Below are 20,363 nucleotides of genomic sequence, written 5' to 3'. Positions count from 1 at the left end.
CCCGCTAGCTGACCGCTTTCTTCACCAGCTCGCCGAGCTCCTTCTCATCGGCGGACGTCAGCTTCGTGATGGCGTAGGAGGTCGGCCACATGCTTCCCTCATCGAGGTTTGCTGCCTCCTCGAAGCCGAAAGTGGCGTGCCTGGTTTGGAACTTCGATGCAGCCTTGAAGAAGCAGATGAGCTTGCCGTCCTTGGCGTAGGCGGGCATCCCGTACCAGAGCTTCGCCTTGAGCTCCGGCGCACTGGCCTTGACGATGGCATGAATTCGCTCGCCCATCACGCGGTCCGCTTCCGGCATCTCGGCGATCTTCGCGAGCAGGTCCTTTTCTGCGTCCGCGTCCTTCCCGCGGGCCGCCTCTGTCTTCAGCTCCTTGGCACGCTCCTTCATGGCGGCCTTTTCATCATCCGAGAATTGTGGTGCCTTGCTCTTAGCCTTGGTCGACTTCACCTTGTCGTTCATCGGGGGTTTCCTTTCTCATCAATGGGGTCGACATTAGTAGCCCGACACGTTGACGGCTTCTTGAAAACTGATCGATGTGCGAGCCGGTTTCGCCGGAATGGAAGAATGGGCGCCCGTTTCAGGGGTCCCTCCGCGCGAGCTTCGCGCGCCGCTCACGCTGTTTACGTTGCCCGTACGGTGTCATGCCCCGTGGTTTGAATACCGAGAGAGCTACGACGAGGAGAAGTACGAGGATGCCGCCGCCGGCATCCGCTATCAATTGAATTCGGAGCCCGTCCAGAGCGCTGTCGAATGGGGCGCCTTCCGCAGCAACCTTCGCCAGATGGCCGATCGGCCCGGTGTGCAGCAGCAGCAACGCGGTGGCGACAACAGTCAACAGCAGCTTCGCGAGCACCCAATAGTGCCGGAACAGCCCCCACCGCGTTCCCAGCGACTGGACGATGCCGGTGGCGAGTGAAGCGAGGCTCAGCGGCACGATGACCCACCAGGTGACAAGGTCCGTTGCGAGGTAGGCGGCCAGCGCAGTTTTCTCGTCCGGGCTGGTGAGCCCGACAATGGCCAGGGCGAGGAATCCCGCGACGGCACCAAGCCAGCCGACGGAGACGGCGACGTGCGCAGTAAGGGCGAGCCGGCGGATCCCGAGCGACATCATCATAGGTGCCCGACGAAGCCGCCGCCCGCAAAGTGGAGCGCGGCGAACGCCACGATGAGCACGAGCACGATGATCCCGGACACAATCACCCAGCGAGGGGTGCCCGTTGCCGACTCATTATCCCTTCCGGTGCCGGAATCGCGGTCGGATCCCGGTGAGGTTTCGTGTGAACCTGCCATGACCATCTCCCATCGTTTATCAATACAGTATGTCATCGTAGTGCGCAATGTGTTGATAGGAGCGGCATCATGTAATCTGATGGCATGCCGAAGCTGTGGAGCGAATCGATCGAAGCGCACCGTCAGGCTGTTCGAGACGCCGCATTGGACGCGACTGACAGCCTCGTGGCACGCAGGGGGTTCGCGGCAGTGACCATGTCGCAGGTGGCGGAAGACGCTGGTATCGGCCGGGCGACGCTGTACAAATACTTCGCAGATGTCGATGCGGTCATAGCGGCTTGGCATGAGCGCCTGATCGCCGGCCACCTTCGCCAGCTGCACGAGATAAGAGACTCGGCGGGCGATGCTATCGGGCGGCTGGAGGCCGTGCTTATGGCGTATGCGTTCATGTCACATCACCGCCACGGCATGGAAGCAGCCTCCCTCTTGCATCAGGGCGAACACGTGAATCGGGCGCTGCAGCAACTCTCCGATTTCGTGCGGGATCTTCTGGCTGGCGGCGCAACGTCTGGCGCGATTCGTAAGGATGTGGCACCCGAGGAGTTGGCGATCTACTGCCTTCACGCGCTTTCGGCCGCGAGTGGGTTGACGTCGCATGAGGCTGTCCGCCGACTCGTCGCGGTGACCCTGGACGGCTTGCGCGGCAACGAATGATCGGAGTCTCCCTCTAATCAGCGCCGGTCTGAGGGTCGATGTGGCAGGATGCCGCCGTGAACGATAAACGTGAGTGCCGGATGCTCCTGGACACCGCCGCGCTGTATTTCCGGGCGTTCTACGCGCTGCCAGACACGGTGCAGGCGCCGAATGGGATGCCGGTGAACGCGGTCCGCGGGCTGCTCGACATCATCGCCAGGCTGACCTCCGAGTTCAAGCCGACCGAGATCGTGGCCTGTTGGGATGACGACTGGCGACCGCAGTGGCGGGTGGATCTGATCCCCACCTACAAGGCTCACCGGGTCGCGGTGGAGCCGACGGATGCTTCCGCCTCCATCGAGGTGGTCCCCGACTCGCTGACACCCCAGGTTCCGATCATCCGTGATGTGCTGGGCGCGCTCGGGATACCGGTGGTCGGTGCACCGAATCATGAGGCGGACGACGTGATCGGCACGCTGGCATCGCACTCGCCGATGCCCATAGACGTGGTGACCGGCGATCGTGACCTGTTTCAGCTGGTCGACGATTCCCGCGAGGTGCGGGTGATCTATACCGGTCGCGGCATGTCGAAGCTGGAGATTCTGACGGATGCCACGCTGCAGGCCAAATACGGAGTCGCACCATCGCAGTATGCAGACTTCGCGGCCATGCGCGGGGACGCTTCTGACGGGCTGCCGGGTGTCGCCGGCGTGGGGGAGAAGACGGCGGTCACGCTGCTGTCGGCCTACGGTGACCTCGACGGAATCATCGCGGCTGCCGCGGACCCCGCATCTGCAATGGCGGCGCCCATGCGCGCGAAAATCGGTGCCGCCGCCGACTACCTGGTGGTAGCCCCGACGGTCGTGAAGGTTGTGCGTGACCTCGAGTTGCCCGAGTTTGACGCTCGCATTCGCCCGAGCACGTCCGAGCAGACGGTCGAGCTGGAGCGGCTATCCGACGAGTGGGGTCTCGGCTCGTCCCTGAAGAGGGCGCGGGCGGCTCTCGGCTCGCTGGCCTAGTTTTGCGCTTGCGGCTTGACGCACATACCCCCTAGGGGTAATACTTATACCCCTACAGGGTATGTAAGCGCATCGAGGAGAACCCATGGACCACACAGCACACGGTTACGTGAACGACAAAGAGGAGCTACTCAAGCGGCTCCGCCGTGCCGAGGGCCAGGTGCGCGGCATCGCGCGGATGGTCGACGAGGACGTCTACTGCATCGACATCCTCACCCAGGTTTCCGCCGCGACTAAGGCCCTCGAAACCGTCGCCCTGCAATTGCTGGACGACCACCTCAGCCACTGCGTCGCCGAGGCTGCCCAGCAGGGCGGTGAGGTTGCCGACGAGAAGATTCGCGAAGCATCCGCCGCCATCGCGCGCCTCGTCCGTTCCTGACTCTCATTTCCTGACCACGCACAACAAGAGGAGACACCCATGTCCAACGCAATCAACACACTCGGCGTGACCGGGATGACCTGCGGCCACTGCGTGTCCAGCGTCACCGAAGAGCTCAGCGCCCTCGGCGGCGTGGAGTCGGTCGACGTGCAACTCAATGTTGGCGGCGTGTCCACGGTCACGGTCGCCAGCACATCCGCCCTCGACCCGGCAGCCATTCGTGCCGCCGTCGACGAGGCAGGCTACTCGCTCACGGAGGTCTGAGTTGTCGGTGACGGATGTCGAACTCGACATTGGCGGGATGACCTGCGCTTCCTGCGCCAACCGTGTCGAGCGGAAGCTGAATAAGCTGCCCGGGGTCGAAGCCTCGGTGAACTATGCCACCGAGAAGGCGCGGGTGAGCGCTCCGGAGGGCATGACCGCCGAGCAGCTGATCGCTGCGGTGGAGTCGGCTGGTTACACCGCCGAGCTGCCGGCGCCGCCGGTCGAGGAGTCGCCCGGCGTCAGCGTGCCGGCATCCGATGGGCTTTCCGAACTGCGGCAGCGGCTGATCATCTCAGCCGTGCTGACCGTGCCGGTGTTGTTGTTGTCGATGATTCCGGCGCTGCAGTTCACCAACTGGCAATGGCTCGCCCTGACCCTCGCGGCCCCGGTCGCGGTGTGGGGCGCGATGCCGTTCCACCGGGCGGCGTTCGTGAACGCGCGCCACGGGGCGGCCACCATGGACACTCTGGTCAGCGTTGGCGTGCTGGCTGCGCTGGCCTGGTCGCTGTACGCGCTGTTCTTCGGCACCGCCGGCATGCCCGGCATGCAGATGAGTTTCACCTGGTTCGCCGAACCGGGTTCCGGCGCGAGCGAGATCTACCTCGAGGTCGCGGCGGCGGTGGCGGTATTCATCCTCGGCGGACGGTACATCGAAGCTCGCACCAAACGGCAATCGGGAGCCGCGATGCGTGCGTTGCTGGAGCTCGGCGCGAAGGACGCCAACGTGCTGCACGACGGTGCCGAGGTTTCTGTCCCCGTCAGCGCACTGAAACCGGGCAACCTGTTCGTCGTGCGACCGGGGGAGAAGATCGCCACCGACGGGTTGGTGACGGATGGCGCATCCGCCGTGGACCTCAGCATGCTGACCGGCGAGTCGGTTCCGGTCGAGGTCGCACCGGGCGACCGCGTTGTCGGATCAACCGTCAACGTGGGCGGGCGGTTGATCGTGGAGGTCACTCGCGTCGGGGCCGACACCGAGCTGGCTCGGTTGGGTCGCCTGGTCGAGGATGCACAGACCGGTAAGGCCGAGGTGCAGCGCCTGGCCGACCGGGTCTCCGCAATCTTCGTCCCGGTTGTCATCGTGCTGTCGATCCTGACCCTGGTCGCCTGGCTGCTGCTGGGCGGGTCGGTGGAGGCGGCGTTCACGGCCGCGGTTGCGACGCTCATTATCGCCTGCCCCTGTGCGCTGGGGCTGGCCACGCCGACCGCGCTGCTGGTCGGCACCGGCCGCGGCTCACAGCTGGGCATCCTGATTCGCGGACCGCAGACCCTCGAGTCAACTCGCCGCGTCGACACGATCGTGCTGGACAAGACCGGCACGGTCACCACCGGCGAGATGCGCCTGCACGAGGTGGTCGTCGCAAACGGCGAGACAGTGGCTGAGGTTCTGGAGGTGGCTGCCGCGGTGGAGCATAGCTCTGAGCATCCGATCGGCCGAGCCATCGTTGCCGGCGCCGTGGCCAAGGGGATCGGTCTGGCGGACGCCGCGTCGTTCACGTCGCACCAGGGGCAGGGTGTGGCGGCGACGGTCGGCGACCGTGCCGTGGCGGTGGGCAAGGCGGACTGGATCGAACGTGACTGGGCGCTGCCGTTGCCCGCGGCGCTGCGTGCTTCTTTCGATGCTGCGGAGGCGGCCGGTAACACGGCCGTGGTGGTCGGCTGGGATGGTGCCGTGCGCGGCCTGCTGATCGTGGGCGACTCGATCAAGCCGACCAGTGCAGAGGCGATTGCCCGGTTCCGCAAGCTTGGACTGACGCCGGTGTTGCTGACCGGCGACAATGCCGGTGCTGCGGCCAATGTGGCAGCGAGCGTGGGCATTGAGGACGTTCGTGCCGGTGTGACCCCGGCCGGCAAGCTGGAGGCCATCCGCTCGTTGCAGGCATCCGGTCGTGTGGTCGCGATGGTTGGCGATGGTGTCAATGACGCGGCAGCCTTGGCGGCAGCCGACCTGGGCATTGCGATGGGTGCAGGCACTGACGCGGCGATCGCGGCGAGTGATCTCACGGTGATGAGTGGGGACCTGCTGGTGGTGTCGGATGCGATCCGGCTGGCCCGGCGCACGCTCGGCACCATCAAGGGCAACCTGTTCTGGGCGTTCGCCTACAACACAGCGGCCATCCCGGTGGCGATGCTCGGCCTGCTGAACCCGTTGCTGGCGGGGGCGGCGATGGCGTTCTCGTCGGTGTTCGTGGTGACGAACAGCCTGCGGTTGCGGGGGTTCAAGCGGGAGCAGACCCAGGTTTCGACTGGCTGAGTTCAACAACACTCCCTAATAGCCCGGTGGACGGCGCAGCGAGCTATGCCGGAACGAAATGCTCAGGCTGGGACACCAGTACTCCCATGCGTGTGGCAACCTTTCGCCCAGCCGCCTCGATGTCTCGAATGACCTGACGGTGGTCGGACACCCGAGAAACCAGCGCGCTCTGGATCGGGGGCAGGTCGATCTCGACGAAGGTGACACCCGGATGCCGAAAGTAGTCCTGGGCGCGGGCCGTGATCGTCATGACAGCCTGGCCGGCGGCGACCACAGCAAGTCCCTCGCGCACCGTGTGGATGGTCGGACCCTCGGCGATCGGGGCCCCAGCCGGTGTTGCCGGTGGGAAGTGGTACGCGAGCCATGCGGGTGGCGCCACACCAGGTGGCAGCCGCACCATGCGTTCCTCTCGCAACTCTTCCGGGTCGACCAGGGCGCTCTGACTGAGCCGATGACCGTCTGGTAGTGCGAGCATCCGCTGGTCCTGAAAGAGGATCGCCCCGCGCCGCAACTCGGGCAGCCCCACCGGCAACCTCACTAAGGCGATATCGACGGAGCCGTTGCGCACCGCTTCGATCTGGTCGATGTAGGTGAGCTCGACCAGGGTCATGTTCACGTCGGGGCGGAGTCGCTCGAACTCTGCCCGCAGTGGCGCGGTGAACTCGTAGAAGCCGCCGCCCAGGTATCCGATGAGGAGCTCACTGCGCTCGCCACGCGCCTGCTTGCGCGCGGCATCAAGGGTTGCATTCAGTGCGATGAGGGTGGGTTCGACCTCCCTGACCAGGGTCTCTCCGAGCGGAGTGAGCGTCACCCTCCTACTGGTGCGTTCAAACAGGGCGTTACCGAGTTCCTTTTCAAGCGAACGGACAGCTTCCGAGACGGTCGACTGGTTCATGTACAGGCGTTCGGCAGCACGCCCGAAATGCAATTCACGAGCCACCTCGACGAAGATCTCAAGCTTTCGCGTTTCCATCCCACTCCCATCAATCGGATAAGCCGAATGATAGCCGACCGAATGCTCGTTGATCGCCAGAGATCATCTGGGTGAGGCTATCGGTACGCGCAAGGGATTATGCGCCAGAACGGCAACCTCAAAGGAGAGCACAGTGTCAGCGCACCAACCGTCCCCGGTACCATTCACCAGCGAAGCTGTGGAGTTCGGTGCCCCGGGAGAGCGGCTCCGCGGCACGCTTTACCTGCCGGCGGATGCCGATGGCGAAATTCCCGGCGTGGTGCTCGGCCACGGCTGGGGTATGTGCGCAGGTGGTGACCTCGAGGATTATGCGCGGGCCATTGTTGAGCGGGGCATCGCTGCGCTCACCTTCGACTTTCGTCGACTCGGCAAGAGCGACGGCCTGCCCCGACAAGACATCGACCCGTACTGGCAGGTCGAGGACTACCGCACGGCGATCACCTGGCTCAGCGCACGGCCCGAGGTCGCTTCACGGAACATCGGCATCTGGGGCAGCAGCTATAGCGGCGGGCACGTCCTGATCGTCGCCGCGACTGACAGCCGGGTGAAAGCTGTGGTTTCACAGGTTCCCACCATCAGCGGCTACGAGGCGGGACTTCGAAAGACCCACCCTGAAAAGCTCGATGCTTTGCGCGAAGTGTTCCATGCCGACCGGCTTGCTCGCCTGAACGGCGAGGCACCAGGAATGATCCAGACCGTCGGCACACCGGATGAGACCAACGTCGCCTATCCGGGAGCCGACTCCTACGACTACATGTCGGGCCAAGGCAAGATCGTGCCGGAGTGGCGCAACGAGGTCACGCTTCGGTCCCTTGACGCTGCCCGCGCCTACGAGCCGGGCACCTGGATAGACAGGATCGCACCCAAGCCCCTTCTCATGATTGTCGCCACCGGCGATTTGACCACCCCGTCAGACATGCAACTTGAGGCTTACGCGAAGGCTCGTCACCCCAAGGAACTCATGTTGCTTCCTGGTGGCCATTACTCGGCTTACCAAGAGCACTTCGACACAACGAGCGTGGCCGCTGCCGACTGGTTCAGCACACACCTCGAATCCACCAACTCATAGACCGCAAGACCCTCGAAACCCCACCACAAAGGAGTGACAACACATTGAGTACCATTGCCCCCGAATTGACTACTGACCAGAAACTCACCAGACCCGAGCTGAAATCCAGACTGCGGTCCCTTCGCGCCGCCGTCATGGGCAACGTGCTGGAGTGGTTCGACTGGACCCTCTACGCGACCTTCGCCGTTTACCTGGCCGCGAACTTCTTCGAGGCCGGTGACCCGACATCCGCGCTCCTCGCAACACTCGCAGTGTTCGCCGTCGGGTTCGTCGCCCGCCCCATCGGCGGCATCATCTTCGGCAAGTTGGGCGACCGGATCGGCCGCAAGACCACGCTCGTGGCGACCATGATCACGATGGCCACAGCAAGCCTCATCATCGCGATCATCCCGAGCTACGAGACGATCGGGGTCTGGGCTTCTGTGCTGCTGCTTGCGGCGCGACTGCTGCAGGGACTGGCACACGGCGGTGAATCGGGTGTCTCCTACACTTACGTCGCCGAACTGGCACCGCCGAAGCACCGCGGCCTCTGGTCGAGCTCGGTGTTCATCAGCGTGACGATCGGCGTGATGGGTGCCACCTTCGTCGGCATCCTGCTCACCGCCCTGTTCACCGAAACCGACATGATGGCTTTCGGATGGCGCATCGGCTTCGTCTTCGGTGCCCTGCTCGGCATCTATGCGCTGTACCTGCGCCGTGCCGCCGACGAGTCCCCGGTCTTCGAGGAGGCCGGTGAGAAGTCTGAAGCCGCCGCCCCCAGCAAGCTCTCCGCACGCCAGGTGTGGACGATCGTCGCCAAGGTTGTTCTCCTGTCCGCAGCATCCAACGCCGCGTACTACACCTGGGTCACCTTCGCGCCCAGCTTCGCGATCTCCGGTCACGGAATGGACCCGAATGGAGCATTCACGGCGAGCATCCTCGCCCAGGTGGTCGTACTGTTCCTGCTTCCGTTCTTCGGGCACCTCGCCGACCGCTTCGGACGCAAACCCATGGTTCTGGTCTACGGCGTCCTGGTGATGGTTGTCGTGTTCCCCATCAACATGATCCTGTCCGACCAGCCCTGGACGCTGTTCCTCTCCCAGGGCCTCGGCCTGGCGGTGTGGGCGATCATCGCATCGATCTACCCGGCGATCGTCGCTGAGCAGGTCCCGACCAAGCAGCGCGCGTTCGGTGTCGGTTTCCTCAGCTCGCTCTCTGTTGCGATCTTCGGCGGAACCGCCCCGTATCTGAACACCTGGCTGACCTCCATCGGAGCTTCATGGGTGTTCTCGGTGTGGGTCGGATTACTGGGACTCCTCGCCGTGATCGCCTCGTTCATCATCAAGGAGACGAAGGGTGTTCCGCTCAACGACATCCACACGGCGGCGGAGACGCGTTGATCGTGGCCGGCACTTCGAAAGTTTCCGCAAACCTTGTGGTCGTCGTGACCGGTGCCGCTGGCGGTATCGGCTCGGCAACGTGCGAAGAGTTTCTACTGCGGGGGGCGACGGTCATCGGGCTGGACCGCGCCTTCCCAGAAGGTTCCACCGCTGAGGGGGTCGACCGCCGCACTGTCGATGTCACCGACATTGCCGGGGTGCGTGCCATCGCAGACGAAATCGTCGAACGGTACGGGCACATCGACGTGTGGGTGAACAACGCGGGCATGCTCGGTCGAAGTCCATCATTGGACCTCGAAGAGGATGCCTGGAATCAGACACTGAACGTCAACCTCACCGCGACATTCTTCGGCGCACAGGCCGCTGCGCGCCACATGGCGAAGCGGGGCAAGGGGACGATCATCAACCTGTCGAGCTACGCCGGGCTTAAAGCCCGCCCGAACTGCGCCGACTACGCCTCGGCCAAGGCCGGTGTCGCTCATCTCACCGAGTGCCTCGCACTCGAATGGGGTCCCCTGGGCATCCGCGTGAATGGCGTCGCCCCCGGCTATATCGACACCCCGATGAGCGCCTGGATGCACGCCGACAAAGAGCAGATGGCATGGTTCAAGGGTCGTTCTCCGCTCGGACGACTCGGTGAGACGAGCGAAGTGGCGAAAACCATCGCCTACCTTGCGTCGGACGACTCCTCGTATGTGACCGGCCAGGTCATGCTCGTCGACGGAGGGTTCGCCAAGTCATGAGCGACCGCGAGAGAGATTATTGGAGCACGCGCACCTGCGTCGTTACGGGCGGCGCAGGCGGACAGGGTGCTGCAGAAGTGCGGAGCCTGATCGCGCTCGGTGCCTCCGTGGTGGCGATCGACAGGCTCCCGGACGACGCTCCAGAGTGGGCGGCGCTCCGCGAGTCGGTCGACGCCAACCTGCGCCTGGTGACAGTCTCCGGCGACATCGTCGAGGACGCGACCTGGGATCGCGTTCTCGAGGCGGTTGCCGGGCTCGGTCGCCCCCTTGCCGGGCTGGTCAACAACGCCGGGATCACCCTGCGCAAGACGGTGACCCAGACCTCGCTTGCGGAGTGGGAGAACCTCATCCGGGTCAACCTCACCGGCAGCTTCATGGGCATCCGTCGGCTGGCGGATGCCATGGCGGAGGGCGGTGCAATTGTGAACGTCTCGTCCACCGCCGGCCTCACCGGCTACTTCTCGGCCGCGTACACGGCAAGCAAGTGGGCCGTGCGGGGGCTCGCGAAGGCGGCAGCGATCGAGCTCGCACCCCGCGGCATCCGGGTGAATACGATCTGCCCTGGGCTGGTCGACACCCCTATGGCGCTGACAGTCAAGCCGGGCCACGACGCCGACCAGATCAAGGGCTGGTATGAGGGCAATCGGGAGATGACGCCGCTGGGGCGGGGTGCATCACCCGACGAACTTGCGGACGCCACCCTGTTCTTGCTGGGGCCGCATTCGTCGTTCATCACCGGCACCGATCTCGCCGTCGATGGCGGCATGATCGGGGCCGGCATTTACACCTATGTGGGACAGCGGGCAGGAACCATCCCTGAGCAGGCAGCCAGGGGCTGAGGGCCATGTCTGCTGTGAGCAGAATCGGGCCCCCAGCCCTGGGTCACGCTTTACGATCAAGCATGGCCGATATCGTCGTATCCCTGAACTCTCAGAGCGCTGGCGAGCAGCCCGCGGAGGCTACCCCTCAGACTCAGAGGCCCCGCGAGCCCTTGTGGCGACACCTGGTCGGTGATCAACTGCGCAGGCTCCGGCACGAGCGCGGCGAGACCCTGGGTAAGACCGCGACCCGTGCCGGCGTCTCTCCCCAATACCTGTCCGAAATCGAGCGAGGGCGCAAGGAGCCGTCGAGCGAGATGATCGCGGCCGTGACCAGAGCTCTGGACACCACCCTGGTCGACCTGACGCTCGACATCGCCGAGCGCCTGATCGCCGCGCGGGAGCATCCCACCACGCAACTCTCGGCCAACCGGTCCAACTTCGCGTTGGCCGCGTAGCTGCGGCATCGTTGTCATCTCTCCTCGATGACGTGATCGAGCAGGCCATAGTCCCGTGCGGTGGCCGCGGTGAAGATCCGGTCGTGGTTGGTATCGGCGCGCAGCGTCGCGACGCTCTGCCCGGTGTGCCGGGATAGGACCGACTCGATGTCCGAGCGGATCCGCACCACCTCGTCAGCCTGCAGGATGAGGTCAGGGATGGCTCCCCGACCCTGAGCGGCAGGCTGGTGAAGCACGATCCGGGCGTGGGGGAGCGCAGCCCGCTTTCCCTCGGCACCGGCGGCGAGGAGGACGGCGCCGACCGCAACCGCCTCGCCAACGACAGTGGTGGCGACCTGCGGGCGGATGTATCGCATGGTGTCGTAGATGGCCAGCATCGCCCCGGGGTCGCCACCCTCGCAATTGATGTACAGCTGGATGTCGCCCTCCGCGTTGTCCGACTCCAGGTACAGCAATTGGGCGATCAGGGCGTTAGCGACGCCGGCGTCGATGGCTGTTCCCAGGTAGACGATCCGCTGGGTCAACAGGTGCGAGTAGACATCCGTCACTCGATCTCCGCGAGGGTGCTGCGAGAAGACGTTCGGAATGGTGTAACTGCTCATCGGACGCTCCCATCAATCGCAACGCTGAATCCAGTGCTGACGCGGTCTCGCGGCCTGAAGTCGTCAAAGGAGTCGACGATAGCGTCGACGAAGCCATACTCGAGGGCCTCCTCGGCGGTGTACCAGTGGTCGTGCAGGGAGTCTTCGAAGATCCGCTCGATCGGCTGTCCGGTGTCCTCCGCGATCAATCGCAGCACCGTGTCTCGGGTGTAGCGAAGATCATCCGCCTGTAACTCGATGTCGACAGCGCTGCCTCCGATTCCCGCTGACCCCTGGTGCATCAGCACGCGAGCGTTCGGGAGAGCTTTGCGTTTCCCTTTCGTCCCGGCGGAGAGCAGGAATTGCCCGGCGCTGTACGCGATGCCGAACACGAGGGTCGAGACGTCGTTGGGAATCGTCCGCATCACGTCCCGGATCGCGAGCATCGACGGCACTGAGCCGCCAGGGGAGTGGATCCACAAGGAGATGTCGGCGGATGGATCTTCCGTGGCCAACGCGATGAGCTGAGTGGCCAGCAAGGTTCCGTTGTCGTCGTCGAGAGGTCCATCCAGCACGAGCACGCGCCGCTCATAGAACTCGCGTCGGATCGTTTCGGTGAACAGTGGTTGCTTCGGGGAATCGCTCATGTACCCACCCTGCGCCCGCTCTTCGGGGTGATGCGAGCGAATCTGCCGACAGCAGAGCAGCCCTCAGCAGAGGAGAAAGCAACGGATGACGTGGGCCCTGACGTTGATGTTTACTTGACGTCGAACGCTCTACGGTTCGCGCTTATTTGATTGTTTGCTCGGGAGGATGGTTCAGATGTCGGGACGGTCAAGAAGCTTTGCCGTGAAGAGTGACCCGCTGATCTCAGTTCATCAACGGGATGTGGATGAGTTGCAGAATCGTATCTTCACAACCAAGTGGCCACAGTCCTGGCCGGTCGAGCCATGGACAGCCGGGAGCGATGTCGAGGAAGTGCGGCGCCTGGCTGACTACTGGGGCGACGGATACGACTGGCGCGTTCACGAGGCGCAGATCAACGCGCTTCCCTCCTACGTTGCGGAGTTCGAGGGGCAGAAAGTTCATTTCCTCCGTTTCGACGCTGAAGACCAGGATGCACCAGCGGTTGTGCTGACCAACGGCTGGCCGAGCACCTTCTTCGAGATGGTGGAGCTTGCGCGACGGCTGTCCTCTCCCTCCACGTACGGGGAGACAGGCCCGTCCTTCACCGCGGTCGTTCCTTCACTGCCCGGTTTCACCTTTTCCGACGCCTCAGCCACCTCGCCGCCGCGAATACCGACTCACGAGCTGTGGCATCGATTGATGCTGGGTCTCGGGTTCAACCAGTACTTTGCGCATGGCGGAGATCTGGGCAACGGGATTACATCGCGGCTTGCGGCCGGGCATCCGGAAGCTCTGATCGGGATCCACGTGATGTCGGTGGGAATGCCCCGGGAATGGGATGAGGCCTCGTTGGCCGACGAGGAGCGCGCACACCTGGCGCGCATCGAGGTATGGAACCGTGAGGAAGGCGCCTACATGCACCAACACCGCACCCGTCCCCTCTCCCTGGCATTCGGGCTTTCGGATTCGCCGGTCGGCCTTCTCGCGTGGATCCTCGAGAAGTACCGAACCTGGAGCGACCGCAGCTCAGGCCAGGCGTTCGGGCTGACCGATGATTTCCTGCTCACGCAGGCGAGCCTCTACTGGTTCACCAACACGATCGGAACGTCCTTCCGTCCTTATTACGAGGCACTTTCCCCTCACGAGTACGTCACCGTGCCTACCGCGCTGGCGCTGTTCCCCGCCGACTTGCAGCAGCCTCCGAGAGCTTGGGCTGAGCGCAGCCACAACGTCCGGCGCTACACGAAGCTGGCCGCTGGCGGGCACTTCGCACCCATCGAACAGTCTGCGATCCTCAGCGACGACATACGCGCATTCTTCACGGAACTGCTCCACCCATCGCCGTAGCGTCTGTTTCCTGACCGCAACGTGAGCTCCACAGGACCAGTACCCTCGGTGTTGGCACCTGCCGGCGTCGGCTGGTCTTGGTGCGGCGCCGGAGGGTGAGAGAGCAATGAGCATGCGATTCGAGGAGCTGGACTGGCAGCAGACGGCGATGGGGGAACTCACGCTGCGCCGTCGGCTCGAACCCTCAGTCGGGCGTGAGGTGTTCGAGGTGAAGTTGGGGGAGGAGTACCTGATGTCGAGCCTCTTCACGGTCGCCGAAGAGGAACTGGCAACCCTCGGGCTCGCAGCCACCGAGAAACCCGGCCTGGATGTTCTTGTCGGGGGGCTCGGACTCGGGTACACCGCTGCCGCTGCGTTGCGTGACCCCAGGGTTCGCGCTCTCTCCGTGATCGATGCACTACCCGCCGTGATCGACTGGCACAAGCGTGGCCTGTTGCCTGTGTCAGCGGACCTGACCGCTGATCAGCGAACGAACCTCGTGCATGGCGATTTCTTCGCAGTGATGCGACAAGTCCATGTCGCGGGCGCTCAGCGCTACGACGTCATCCTGCTCGATGTCGACCATTCGCCCCGCCATTCTCTCGACCCCAGCCACGCTGATCTCTACACTGTCTCCGGGCTGCAAGCCCTCAAGTCTCACCTGAACAGCGAAGGGGTATTCGCGCTGTGGTCGGATGATCCGCCGGACGACGAGTTCATGTCCGTGCTGTCGGCCGTTTTCTCCGAGGCGGTTGCCCACGTGGTCGAGTTCGCGAACCCGGTGACGGGCGGCACGTCTTCGAACAGCGTGTACGTCGCTCGTGATTGACGAAGATCACACCTGGACAGCGAAGAACTTCACCAGGTGCGCTGCGAGCGGCTCGGCGGAAATATCATGGGTCTGTCCCTCGATGATCTCGAACCGGGCCCCGGGGACGGCCGCCGCGACTTCCTCCGCCCCGTAGCGCAGGAAATCCGGGCTCAACTCGCCCGCCAGCGTAAGCGTGGGTACCGTTAGCTGCGAAGCGAGCGCAACCGGTACTCTACTGTCGCCCATCGCCGCATCATCGTAGGCGAGGGTGGGCGCGAGCGCCTCCGTTGCCGCCCAACTAGGTGAGGCCTTCATTCCCTCGATGGCCACCTCGGGAACTCCCACCCGGCGCATGAACAGCTCGACGGCATCCGCTCGCCTGCCGCTGGCCAGCAAGCTGGTCAGTTGGTTCGTGTATTGCTCCGCCGAAGAAAGCGCCGGCTCCGGCATGTAGGGCGGCTCATAGAGGGCGATGCGGGAAAGGCGCTGCGGACCGATGCTCGCGGCCGCCCTGAGAACGAGAGCAGCGCCCGAAGATATGCCGAACACCGCAGCGCTGCCTCCGGCCTGCGCCACCAGCGCGCCGATGTCCTCGATCTCCCGCTCAACGGCGAACGGCAGGGTGTCGCCGCTCGCCCCTCGTCCGCGGCGATCGTAGAGATACACCGTGAACTCTGCGGCGAGCTCTTCAGCAATGCTTCGCGTGGGTCCGGCGCCGCGGAAGCACATCGCACCGTCGACGAGAATCACGGCGGGACCGGATCCAACGGTCTCGTACGAGATCGACGTTCCATCCTGAGAGACGACTTCAGGCATCTGATTTCCCTTCAGAGGTTGCTGGTCAGCGTTGTTTCGAGCTTATCCACGGGTTTAGTGACGGAGCCAACGGGTTCAGCCACTAAAACTGCTGGCACTATCCGGACGAATCGCCTTATCGTGTACCTCATCCAATAGGAGGTCCACCCATGGGCAAGCTGATCTACTCGATGATCACGTCACTCGACGGCTACGTGAGCGGGCCGGACGGCAGCTTCGACTGGGGTGGCGCAGACGAAGAGCTGCACGACTTCGTGACCGAGCGGATGGCATCCGTCGGCACCTATCTGAACGGCCGCCGCCTGTACGAGCTCATGGTCTACTGGGAGACCGCGCACCTGGAGCCGGACCAGCCGCGGTACGTCGTTGACTTCGCCCTGGCGTGGCAGGCGGCGGACAAGGTCGTCTACTCAACGACGTTGAGCGAGGTCTCCAGCAAGCGCACCAGGATCGAGCGCACCTTCGATGCGGATGCCGTGCGCAAGCTCAAGGCGGAATCCGATCTTGACCTGACTATCGACGGGCCGACCCTCGCTGCACAGGCCATCCGCGCCGGACTGGTCGACGAGTACCAGGTGTACGTCAGCCCGGTGATCGCCGGGGGCGGCAAGCGGTTCTTCCCCGACGACGTTTCGGCGAACCTGGAACTGTTGGATGACCACCGACTCGGCAGCGGCCTGGTGTATCTGCGCTACGGCGTCACGAGCGCACCGGCTCCTACGGCGTGACGACCACCTTGCCGAGGGCGCGCCCCGCACCCACGTAGGCGAGCGCTTGCGGTACCTCGTCGAGCGAGAACGTGCGGTCGATGTGGATGCGCAGATCTCCGGCGACGCAACGCTCGGCGACCGGCTCGAAGTATGGTGGCCCCTGTCGTGCCACCAGAATGCCCAGCCGGCGCCCGCTGAGCAGGCCGAGCGCGGCACCGGCAGTCACCACCCGCAGCAGTGTTCGCACGGTTCCGCCGACGCAGAGGTAGCGTCCGCCTGGTGCCAGCGCACGCCGGTAGGCGAATACAGATCGGTGCGCCACGAGATCGAGCACCAGGTCGAACGGTTCTCGCCTGGTGAAGTCCTCGTTGCGGTAGTCGACCACGTCATCCGCTCCGAGCTGGCGCAGGTAGTCGAGTTTGCCCGCATTGTCGACTCCGGTCACGTGCGCTCCGGAGAGCTTGGCGAGCTGGATCGCGAACGTACCCGCGCCACCCCCTGCGCCATTGATCAACACGCGCTGCCCGTGACGTGCGTGAGCCGTCCCCTGAAAAGCTATTGCGCCCGCCTGGGGCAGCGTCGAGGCCTCGGCGAACGTCAACCCGGACGGTTTGTGCGCGAGCGCTTTCACCGGGGCCACCGCGAACTCGGCGAAGCCGCCCATCAGCTCCAGGTTGTCGCCGTACACCTCATCGCCGACCGTGAACCGAGTGACGCCGGAGCCGACCGCAGCGACGCGTCCGGCAATGTCGGAACCGAGCACCCGGCGCCTGGGGGAGCGCAGCCCGCCCAGGCGCGCGTACCCCGGAGTTCCGGTCAGTCCCTCCCAGTCAGTGAGGTTGACGGATGTCGCGGCGACCTCGACAAGCACCTGGCCGGCGCGCGGCGACGGCGTCGGCAGCTTCGCCATCCGCAACACGTCGGGCTGGCCGTAGCGGTCGTAGACGATGGCCCTCATCGGGTGCCTGGCTCATCTTCCAGCCGGTGGCGCTCCAGCCAGCGCTCGAGGCCGTCCAGGATGAGGTCGAGGCCGAGCGGAAACTCGTCGCCGTAGTTGTAGCCCGGTTGAAGAACATGGTCCGTGGTCAGTTCAGCGAGGTACGGGTACTCGTTCGCCGGGAGCTGCGCGAGCATCACATGCGCCATCGCGGCGGTCTCCTCCTCGGTCGTGAAGGGCAGGCTCTTCTCCTGCATGGCAAAGCCGTAGATGTAGCTGTCCAGCGCTGAGAACGCGTGGGCAGCCATCGCGATGGAAAAACCGGCATTGCGGAGCGTGCCGATCACCCGGTCGTGATGCCGCAGGGTTCCGGGCCCGGGGTTCGTCCCCGAGTCCTTGAGGGTGGTGGCCCACGGATGCCGCGACAGCACCTCGCGGAACGACACCGACCGCTTGCGCATTGCCGTCATCCAGTCATCGCTGTGCGACGGCAACTCGATCTCACTGAAAACGGCATCGACCATGCCGTTCAGCAGGTCCTCCTTGTTCGCGACGTGGTTGTACAGCGACATCGCTTCCACGCCGAGCTCTTCCCCGAGCCTGCGCATGGTCAGCGATTCGATGCCTGCCGTGTCGGCAAGCGCGATCGCGGTGCTCAGTACTCGGTCGCGATTCAGCCGGCTCCGTGTCGCTGTGCCTGCTTTGCCTGCTTTGCCTGATGGTCTCGCCATATTTTCCCCCGTCGGATCTATTGACAACCTTACCATGTATCTGTAACTTGCTTACATCATAAGTTTACAACGTAAGGAATGGAACCCCCATGAACCCGAACATGCTCGCCTCGACCAGGACCGCTGCCCCTCGGCATCCGCTTCGCTTCACCAACTGGTCGCAACGCACATCGGCGCTCGTCGCCGGAGTCTCCCTCGCCGTCATGGCAGCGTTAGGAGGCTTTGCCAACTTCGGGGCGCTCGTTCCGCTGATTGCCCCGGGCGACGCGACCCACACTGCGGACAACATCACCGGCTCGCCGATCCTGTTCCTGGCGGGCGTCGCCGGCTTCGTCGTCATTGCCATCCTCGACGTCATCGTTGCGGGTGCCCTGTACACATTGTTCAAGCCGGTCAGCCGCCGGCTCTCAGCGGCAGCCGCCTGGATGAGAACCATCTACGCAGTGCTTCTGCTGGGCGCCGTCAGCCAACTCGTGCTCGGGTACACGATGCTCGGCGATCCGGAAGCCGCCCTCCCGGTGCTGGTGTCGTTCAACACCATCTGGGTTATCAGCCTCGGCCTGTTCGGCGTCTCCCTGCTGTTGATCGGCTACCTTGCCTTCCGTTCCGGTTTCATCGCGAAGGTGTTCGGCATCCTGCTCGCCGTCGCGGGTGTCGGATACCTGGCGGATTCTTTCGGCATGGCCTTCATCCCCGGCTTCACGGCCGTCTTCGCCCAGTTCCTGTTCGTGGGTGAGGTGGCCATCATCTTCTGGCTGCTCATTCGCGGCCGCCGCCTTCCCGCCAACTGACACCCGAAGCTGAAGGAGCAGACCTGATGACCATCCCCGCGATCGAAACCTCCAGCATCCGGAACATCGCCACCATGAAAGCCCTGGTCTCCCGGCGCTATGGCGGGCCCGAGGTCCTGGCGATCGAACAGGTGGCCAAGCCTGTTCCGAAGGCGGGGGAGCTGCTGATCCGAAACCACGCCTCCGTCGTCACCGCCGCCCTGTGCCACGCCCGGGTCGGCGCCGACCTGTCGACCCGGCTGTACTTTGGCCTCAGAAAACCGAAGTGGCCCATCCTCGGCACCAACTTCTCCGGGGTGGTCGAGGCCGTAGGGAGTGCCGAAACACGCTTCAAGGTCGGTGACCGTGTCGCCGGAACCAACGCCACGAACTTCGGTGCCCACGCCGAGTACCTGGTGGTAGCGGATGCCGGCGCGATCGTCCCGAAGCCGGCCGGCCTGAGCGACGCGCAGACGGTAGCCGTCTTCGATGGCGCGGTCACGGCCCTGCCGTTCCTGCGGGATACCGCCAGGCTTCAGGCGGGCCAGTCCATCCTGGTCATCGGTGCATCCGGCGCTGTGGGTACGGCGGCGATCCAGCTTGCCAAACACCTCGGCGCCACCGTCACCGCCGTGTGCAGCACCGCGAACCTCGAGCTGGTGCGCACGCTGGGGGCGGATGCCGTGATCGACTACACGACGGACGATTTCACCCGAAATCTCGACTCCTACGACGTTATCTTCGACGCGGTCGCCGCCAGCTCGTTCTGGAGGAGCCGGAGGACTCTGAAGCGCGGCGGCATCTACCTGACCACCGAGCCGTCGCCCGCCATCCTGTTTCAGATGCTCTGGACCTCGCGGTTCGGCCGCAAGAAGGCGGCAATCGCGTTCACCGGGTTGGCCAAACCGGCCGAGTTGGCGAAAAACCTCGCCTTCATCGCCGGGCTGGCCGAAACAGGTCAGTACGTCCCGGTGATCGGGGCAACGCATTCGATCGAGCAAGCGGCCGAAGCACACCGCCTGGTCGACACCGGGCACAAGACGGGCAGTGCCGTCATCACGATCTGAGCCAGCTACCCCTGCCGGCGCACGATCTCCGTGATCCAGATCGGCGCAAACGGCGAGGTGCAGTTCGGCGGAGTCGGGTAGTCCTTCAGCACTTCCAGCCGTTCGCCGATGTCGATCGCCCGGGTGCGCAGGTCAGGGTTGTTGATACCGATCATCGCCAGGCAGGTGTTCATCGCCCACTGCAATCGGTCCGGCGCATCCTTCATCTGCGACTCAATGATGTCCAGCAGCCCAGCAAGGTCCAGCCCTTCCGGGCTCTTCGCCACCCGCTCCGAGGTCAGCGCCCAGCCGGCACTCGCCACGATCGGATTCGGATCGGAGAACCACTTCAGCCGCAACTCCTCGGCATGCGGATTCTTCTTCACGACGTAGTTCACCAGCCAGTCCTGCACCTTCGGTGCCTGGGCGACCCGCAGCATCCCGTCCAGCTCGCCTGTCGAATACAGCTTGGGGCGGCACACGAGAAGCGCGAGCAATCGCGCCGCCGTGTCACCCGTCGCCCAGAGCTCGCCAGCCAGATCGTGCTGCGTCTTCAGTCGCTTCGCCACAAGCCGCAGCTTGCTGAGGTTCACGCCGTGGTCGTCGCCATGCCTCTCGTTGACCTCGCGCATTCTGGGGTCTTCGAGCCCAGCCAATTCCGCCAGAAGCTCGGCCGTACGTGTGTCTGACATGAGCCCTCGCGTCTCAACTCGGTGGATGGGCTATCG

25 protein-coding genes are annotated in these 20,363 nt (G+C 64.4%); 15 read left to right on the top strand and 10 right to left on the bottom strand.

All coding sequences use genetic code 11. The features are described 5' to 3' along the window. Positions 1–4: 4 nt before the first annotated feature. The 3 genes from ACX3O0_RS06325 to ACX3O0_RS06315 form a co-directional block, all read right to left on the bottom strand. A complete protein-coding gene (locus ACX3O0_RS06325; RefSeq protein ID WP_459107157.1) occupies positions 5–460 on the bottom strand; it encodes an iron chaperone in 456 nt (151 codons plus the stop codon). 118 nt (positions 461–578) lie between these two features. Beyond that, complete coding sequence (locus ACX3O0_RS06320) at positions 579–1,109, bottom strand: DUF2269 domain-containing protein (protein WP_459107156.1); 531 nt, start codon at positions 1,107–1,109, stop codon at positions 579–581. A 2-nt stretch (positions 1,110–1,111) separates the two neighbouring features. Further along, on the bottom strand, positions 1,112–1,291 hold the full coding sequence (locus tag ACX3O0_RS06315; RefSeq protein WP_459091903.1) for a hypothetical protein: 180 nt from the start codon (positions 1,289–1,291) through the stop codon (positions 1,112–1,114). Positions 1,292–1,375: 84 nt separating this feature from the next. Here ACX3O0_RS06315 and ACX3O0_RS06310 point away from each other — a divergent pair, with 84 nt between their 5' ends. From ACX3O0_RS06310 to ACX3O0_RS06290, 5 genes are all read left to right on the top strand, one after another. Beyond that, positions 1,376–1,945: a TetR/AcrR family transcriptional regulator gene (locus ACX3O0_RS06310; RefSeq protein ID WP_459107155.1), complete on the top strand. Its 570-nt coding sequence runs from the start codon at positions 1,376–1,378 to the stop codon at positions 1,943–1,945. Between the two features lie 80 nt (positions 1,946–2,025). Further along, the gene (locus tag ACX3O0_RS06305) at positions 2,026–2,943 is read left to right on the top strand and encodes a 5'-3' exonuclease (RefSeq protein ID WP_459108452.1); all 918 of its coding nucleotides are present in this window, start codon (positions 2,026–2,028) and stop codon (positions 2,941–2,943) included. Between the two features lie 85 nt (positions 2,944–3,028). Next, the gene (locus ACX3O0_RS06300; protein ID WP_459091907.1) at positions 3,029–3,322 is read left to right on the top strand and encodes a metal-sensitive transcriptional regulator; all 294 of its coding nucleotides are present in this window, start codon (positions 3,029–3,031) and stop codon (positions 3,320–3,322) included. Positions 3,323–3,361: 39 nt separating this feature from the next. Beyond that, on the top strand, positions 3,362–3,586 hold the full coding sequence (locus tag ACX3O0_RS06295; protein ID WP_459107154.1) for a heavy-metal-associated domain-containing protein: 225 nt from the start codon (positions 3,362–3,364) through the stop codon (positions 3,584–3,586). Position 3,587: 1 nt separating this feature from the next. Further along, positions 3,588–5,840, top strand: coding sequence for a heavy metal translocating P-type ATPase (locus tag ACX3O0_RS06290; RefSeq protein WP_459107153.1), 2,253 nt, complete (start codon positions 3,588–3,590; stop codon positions 5,838–5,840). A 43-nt stretch (positions 5,841–5,883) separates the two neighbouring features. Here the strand turns inward: ACX3O0_RS06290 and ACX3O0_RS06285 are convergent, their stop codons facing one another. After that, complete coding sequence (locus ACX3O0_RS06285) at positions 5,884–6,813, bottom strand: LysR family transcriptional regulator (RefSeq protein WP_459091912.1); 930 nt, start codon at positions 6,811–6,813, stop codon at positions 5,884–5,886. Between the two features lie 133 nt (positions 6,814–6,946). Here ACX3O0_RS06285 and ACX3O0_RS06280 point away from each other — a divergent pair, with 133 nt between their 5' ends. From ACX3O0_RS06280 to ACX3O0_RS06260, 5 genes are all read left to right on the top strand, one after another. Next, the gene (locus tag ACX3O0_RS06280) at positions 6,947–7,882 is read left to right on the top strand and encodes an alpha/beta hydrolase (RefSeq protein ID WP_459107152.1); all 936 of its coding nucleotides are present in this window, start codon (positions 6,947–6,949) and stop codon (positions 7,880–7,882) included. 44 nt (positions 7,883–7,926) lie between these two features. Continuing rightward, entirely contained in the window at positions 7,927–9,261 is a 1,335-nt protein-coding gene (locus tag ACX3O0_RS06275) for an MFS transporter (RefSeq protein ID WP_459107151.1), read from the top strand. A gap of 2 nt (positions 9,262–9,263) precedes the next feature. Then, positions 9,264–10,004: an SDR family NAD(P)-dependent oxidoreductase gene (locus ACX3O0_RS06270; protein ID WP_459107150.1), complete on the top strand. Its 741-nt coding sequence runs from the start codon at positions 9,264–9,266 to the stop codon at positions 10,002–10,004. Further along, entirely contained in the window at positions 10,001–10,843 is an 843-nt protein-coding gene (locus ACX3O0_RS06265) for an SDR family NAD(P)-dependent oxidoreductase (protein ID WP_459107149.1), read from the top strand. Before ACX3O0_RS06270 ends, ACX3O0_RS06265 begins: the two co-directional genes overlap by 4 nt. A gap of 62 nt (positions 10,844–10,905) precedes the next feature. Further along, complete coding sequence (locus tag ACX3O0_RS06260; protein WP_459107148.1) at positions 10,906–11,280, top strand: helix-turn-helix domain-containing protein; 375 nt, start codon at positions 10,906–10,908, stop codon at positions 11,278–11,280. A 14-nt stretch (positions 11,281–11,294) separates the two neighbouring features. On the opposite strand, the gene ACX3O0_RS06255 is transcribed toward ACX3O0_RS06260, so the two are convergent. Together ACX3O0_RS06255 and ACX3O0_RS06250 are read right to left on the bottom strand one after the other, a co-directional pair. Beyond that, positions 11,295–11,882 carry a ClpP family protease gene (locus tag ACX3O0_RS06255; protein WP_459091924.1) on the bottom strand — a complete coding sequence of 196 codons (588 nt, stop codon included), beginning with the start codon at positions 11,880–11,882 and terminating at the stop codon, positions 11,295–11,297. Continuing rightward, positions 11,879–12,508: a ClpP family protease gene (locus ACX3O0_RS06250; RefSeq protein WP_459107147.1), complete on the bottom strand. Its 630-nt coding sequence runs from the start codon at positions 12,506–12,508 to the stop codon at positions 11,879–11,881. The genes ACX3O0_RS06255 and ACX3O0_RS06250 overlap by 4 nt, the downstream gene beginning before the upstream one ends. Before the next feature lie 166 nt (positions 12,509–12,674). On the opposite strand from ACX3O0_RS06250, the gene ACX3O0_RS06245 reads away from it, so the two are divergent. Beyond that, positions 12,675–13,835 carry an epoxide hydrolase family protein gene (locus ACX3O0_RS06245; protein WP_459107146.1) on the top strand — a complete coding sequence of 387 codons (1,161 nt, stop codon included), beginning with the start codon at positions 12,675–12,677 and terminating at the stop codon, positions 13,833–13,835. 106 nt (positions 13,836–13,941) lie between these two features. Beyond that, positions 13,942–14,643 (top strand): spermidine synthase, encoded by a 702-nt coding sequence (locus ACX3O0_RS06240; protein ID WP_459091930.1) that lies wholly within the window; start codon positions 13,942–13,944, stop codon positions 14,641–14,643. 6 nt (positions 14,644–14,649) lie between these two features. On the opposite strand, the gene ACX3O0_RS06235 is transcribed toward ACX3O0_RS06240, so the two are convergent. Next, positions 14,650–15,441: an alpha/beta fold hydrolase gene (locus ACX3O0_RS06235; RefSeq protein ID WP_459107145.1), complete on the bottom strand. Its 792-nt coding sequence runs from the start codon at positions 15,439–15,441 to the stop codon at positions 14,650–14,652. A 149-nt stretch (positions 15,442–15,590) separates the two neighbouring features. Between ACX3O0_RS06235 and ACX3O0_RS06230 the strand changes: the two genes are divergently transcribed. Continuing rightward, on the top strand, positions 15,591–16,169 hold the full coding sequence (locus tag ACX3O0_RS06230; protein WP_459091934.1) for a dihydrofolate reductase family protein: 579 nt from the start codon (positions 15,591–15,593) through the stop codon (positions 16,167–16,169). On the opposite strand, the gene ACX3O0_RS06225 is transcribed toward ACX3O0_RS06230, so the two are convergent. Together ACX3O0_RS06225 and ACX3O0_RS06220 are read right to left on the bottom strand one after the other, a co-directional pair. Then, positions 16,159–17,109, bottom strand: a complete 951-nt coding sequence (locus ACX3O0_RS06225) for an NAD(P)-dependent alcohol dehydrogenase (RefSeq protein ID WP_459107144.1) — start codon at positions 17,107–17,109, stop codon at positions 16,159–16,161. The genes ACX3O0_RS06230 and ACX3O0_RS06225 overlap by 11 nt on opposite strands. Then, positions 17,106–17,819 carry a TetR/AcrR family transcriptional regulator C-terminal domain-containing protein gene (locus ACX3O0_RS06220; RefSeq protein ID WP_459107143.1) on the bottom strand — a complete coding sequence of 238 codons (714 nt, stop codon included), beginning with the start codon at positions 17,817–17,819 and terminating at the stop codon, positions 17,106–17,108. Before ACX3O0_RS06220 ends, ACX3O0_RS06225 begins: the two co-directional genes overlap by 4 nt. Positions 17,820–17,908: 89 nt before the next feature. On the opposite strand from ACX3O0_RS06220, the gene ACX3O0_RS06215 reads away from it, so the two are divergent. Then, on the top strand, positions 17,909–18,610 hold the full coding sequence (locus ACX3O0_RS06215) for a DUF4386 domain-containing protein (protein ID WP_459091940.1): 702 nt from the start codon (positions 17,909–17,911) through the stop codon (positions 18,608–18,610). A gap of 26 nt (positions 18,611–18,636) precedes the next feature. After that, a complete protein-coding gene (locus tag ACX3O0_RS06210) occupies positions 18,637–19,656 on the top strand; it encodes an NAD(P)-dependent alcohol dehydrogenase (RefSeq protein ID WP_459107142.1) in 1,020 nt (339 codons plus the stop codon). Between the two features lie 5 nt (positions 19,657–19,661). Here ACX3O0_RS06210 and ACX3O0_RS06205 read toward each other — a convergent pair whose 3' ends face one another. Further along, positions 19,662–20,327, bottom strand: coding sequence for a DNA alkylation repair protein (locus ACX3O0_RS06205; RefSeq protein WP_459107141.1), 666 nt, complete (start codon positions 20,325–20,327; stop codon positions 19,662–19,664). Positions 20,328–20,363 lie beyond the last annotated feature (36 nt).

The organism is Homoserinimonas sp. A447, from assembly GCF_054489325.1.
Note: the sequence above shows the minus strand (reverse complement) of the source record. Positions and strands in the feature narration are given on the sequence as shown.

What these genes read in the sequence shown, in the direction of transcription:
- ACX3O0_RS06220 (WP_459107143.1), bottom strand. Translation starts at nt 17,819, where the DNA reads ATGGCGAGACCATCAGGCAAAGCAGGCAAAGCAGGCACAGCGACACGG.
- ACX3O0_RS06265 (WP_459107149.1), top strand. Translation starts at nt 10,001, where the DNA reads ATGAGCGACCGCGAGAGAGATTATTGGAGCACGCGCACCTGCGTCGTT.
- ACX3O0_RS06210 (WP_459107142.1), top strand. Translation starts at nt 18,637, where the DNA reads ATGACCATCCCCGCGATCGAAACCTCCAGCATCCGGAACATCGCCACC.
- ACX3O0_RS06305 (WP_459108452.1), top strand. Translation starts at nt 2,026, where the DNA reads ATGCTCCTGGACACCGCCGCGCTGTATTTCCGGGCGTTCTACGCGCTG.
- ACX3O0_RS06225 (WP_459107144.1), bottom strand. Translation starts at nt 17,109, where the DNA reads ATGAGGGCCATCGTCTACGACCGCTACGGCCAGCCCGACGTGTTGCGG.
- ACX3O0_RS06260 (WP_459107148.1), top strand. Translation starts at nt 10,906, where the DNA reads ATGGCCGATATCGTCGTATCCCTGAACTCTCAGAGCGCTGGCGAGCAG.
- ACX3O0_RS06310 (WP_459107155.1), top strand. Translation starts at nt 1,376, where the DNA reads ATGCCGAAGCTGTGGAGCGAATCGATCGAAGCGCACCGTCAGGCTGTT.
- ACX3O0_RS06325 (WP_459107157.1), bottom strand. Translation starts at nt 460, where the DNA reads ATGAACGACAAGGTGAAGTCGACCAAGGCTAAGAGCAAGGCACCACAA.
- ACX3O0_RS06250 (WP_459107147.1), bottom strand. Translation starts at nt 12,508, where the DNA reads ATGAGCGATTCCCCGAAGCAACCACTGTTCACCGAAACGATCCGACGC.
- ACX3O0_RS06215 (WP_459091940.1), top strand. Translation starts at nt 17,909, where the DNA reads ATGAACCCGAACATGCTCGCCTCGACCAGGACCGCTGCCCCTCGGCAT.
- ACX3O0_RS06235 (WP_459107145.1), bottom strand. Translation starts at nt 15,441, where the DNA reads ATGCCTGAAGTCGTCTCTCAGGATGGAACGTCGATCTCGTACGAGACC.
- ACX3O0_RS06285 (WP_459091912.1), bottom strand. Translation starts at nt 6,813, where the DNA reads ATGGAAACGCGAAAGCTTGAGATCTTCGTCGAGGTGGCTCGTGAATTG.
- ACX3O0_RS06320 (WP_459107156.1), bottom strand. Translation starts at nt 1,109, where the DNA reads ATGTCGCTCGGGATCCGCCGGCTCGCCCTTACTGCGCACGTCGCCGTC.
- ACX3O0_RS06230 (WP_459091934.1), top strand. Translation starts at nt 15,591, where the DNA reads ATGGGCAAGCTGATCTACTCGATGATCACGTCACTCGACGGCTACGTG.
- ACX3O0_RS06245 (WP_459107146.1), top strand. Translation starts at nt 12,675, where the DNA reads ATGGTTCAGATGTCGGGACGGTCAAGAAGCTTTGCCGTGAAGAGTGAC.
- ACX3O0_RS06255 (WP_459091924.1), bottom strand. Translation starts at nt 11,882, where the DNA reads ATGAGCAGTTACACCATTCCGAACGTCTTCTCGCAGCACCCTCGCGGA.
- ACX3O0_RS06300 (WP_459091907.1), top strand. Translation starts at nt 3,029, where the DNA reads ATGGACCACACAGCACACGGTTACGTGAACGACAAAGAGGAGCTACTC.
- ACX3O0_RS06315 (WP_459091903.1), bottom strand. Translation starts at nt 1,291, where the DNA reads ATGGCAGGTTCACACGAAACCTCACCGGGATCCGACCGCGATTCCGGC.
- ACX3O0_RS06205 (WP_459107141.1), bottom strand. Translation starts at nt 20,327, where the DNA reads ATGTCAGACACACGTACGGCCGAGCTTCTGGCGGAATTGGCTGGGCTC.
- ACX3O0_RS06240 (WP_459091930.1), top strand. Translation starts at nt 13,942, where the DNA reads ATGAGCATGCGATTCGAGGAGCTGGACTGGCAGCAGACGGCGATGGGG.
- ACX3O0_RS06295 (WP_459107154.1), top strand. Translation starts at nt 3,362, where the DNA reads ATGTCCAACGCAATCAACACACTCGGCGTGACCGGGATGACCTGCGGC.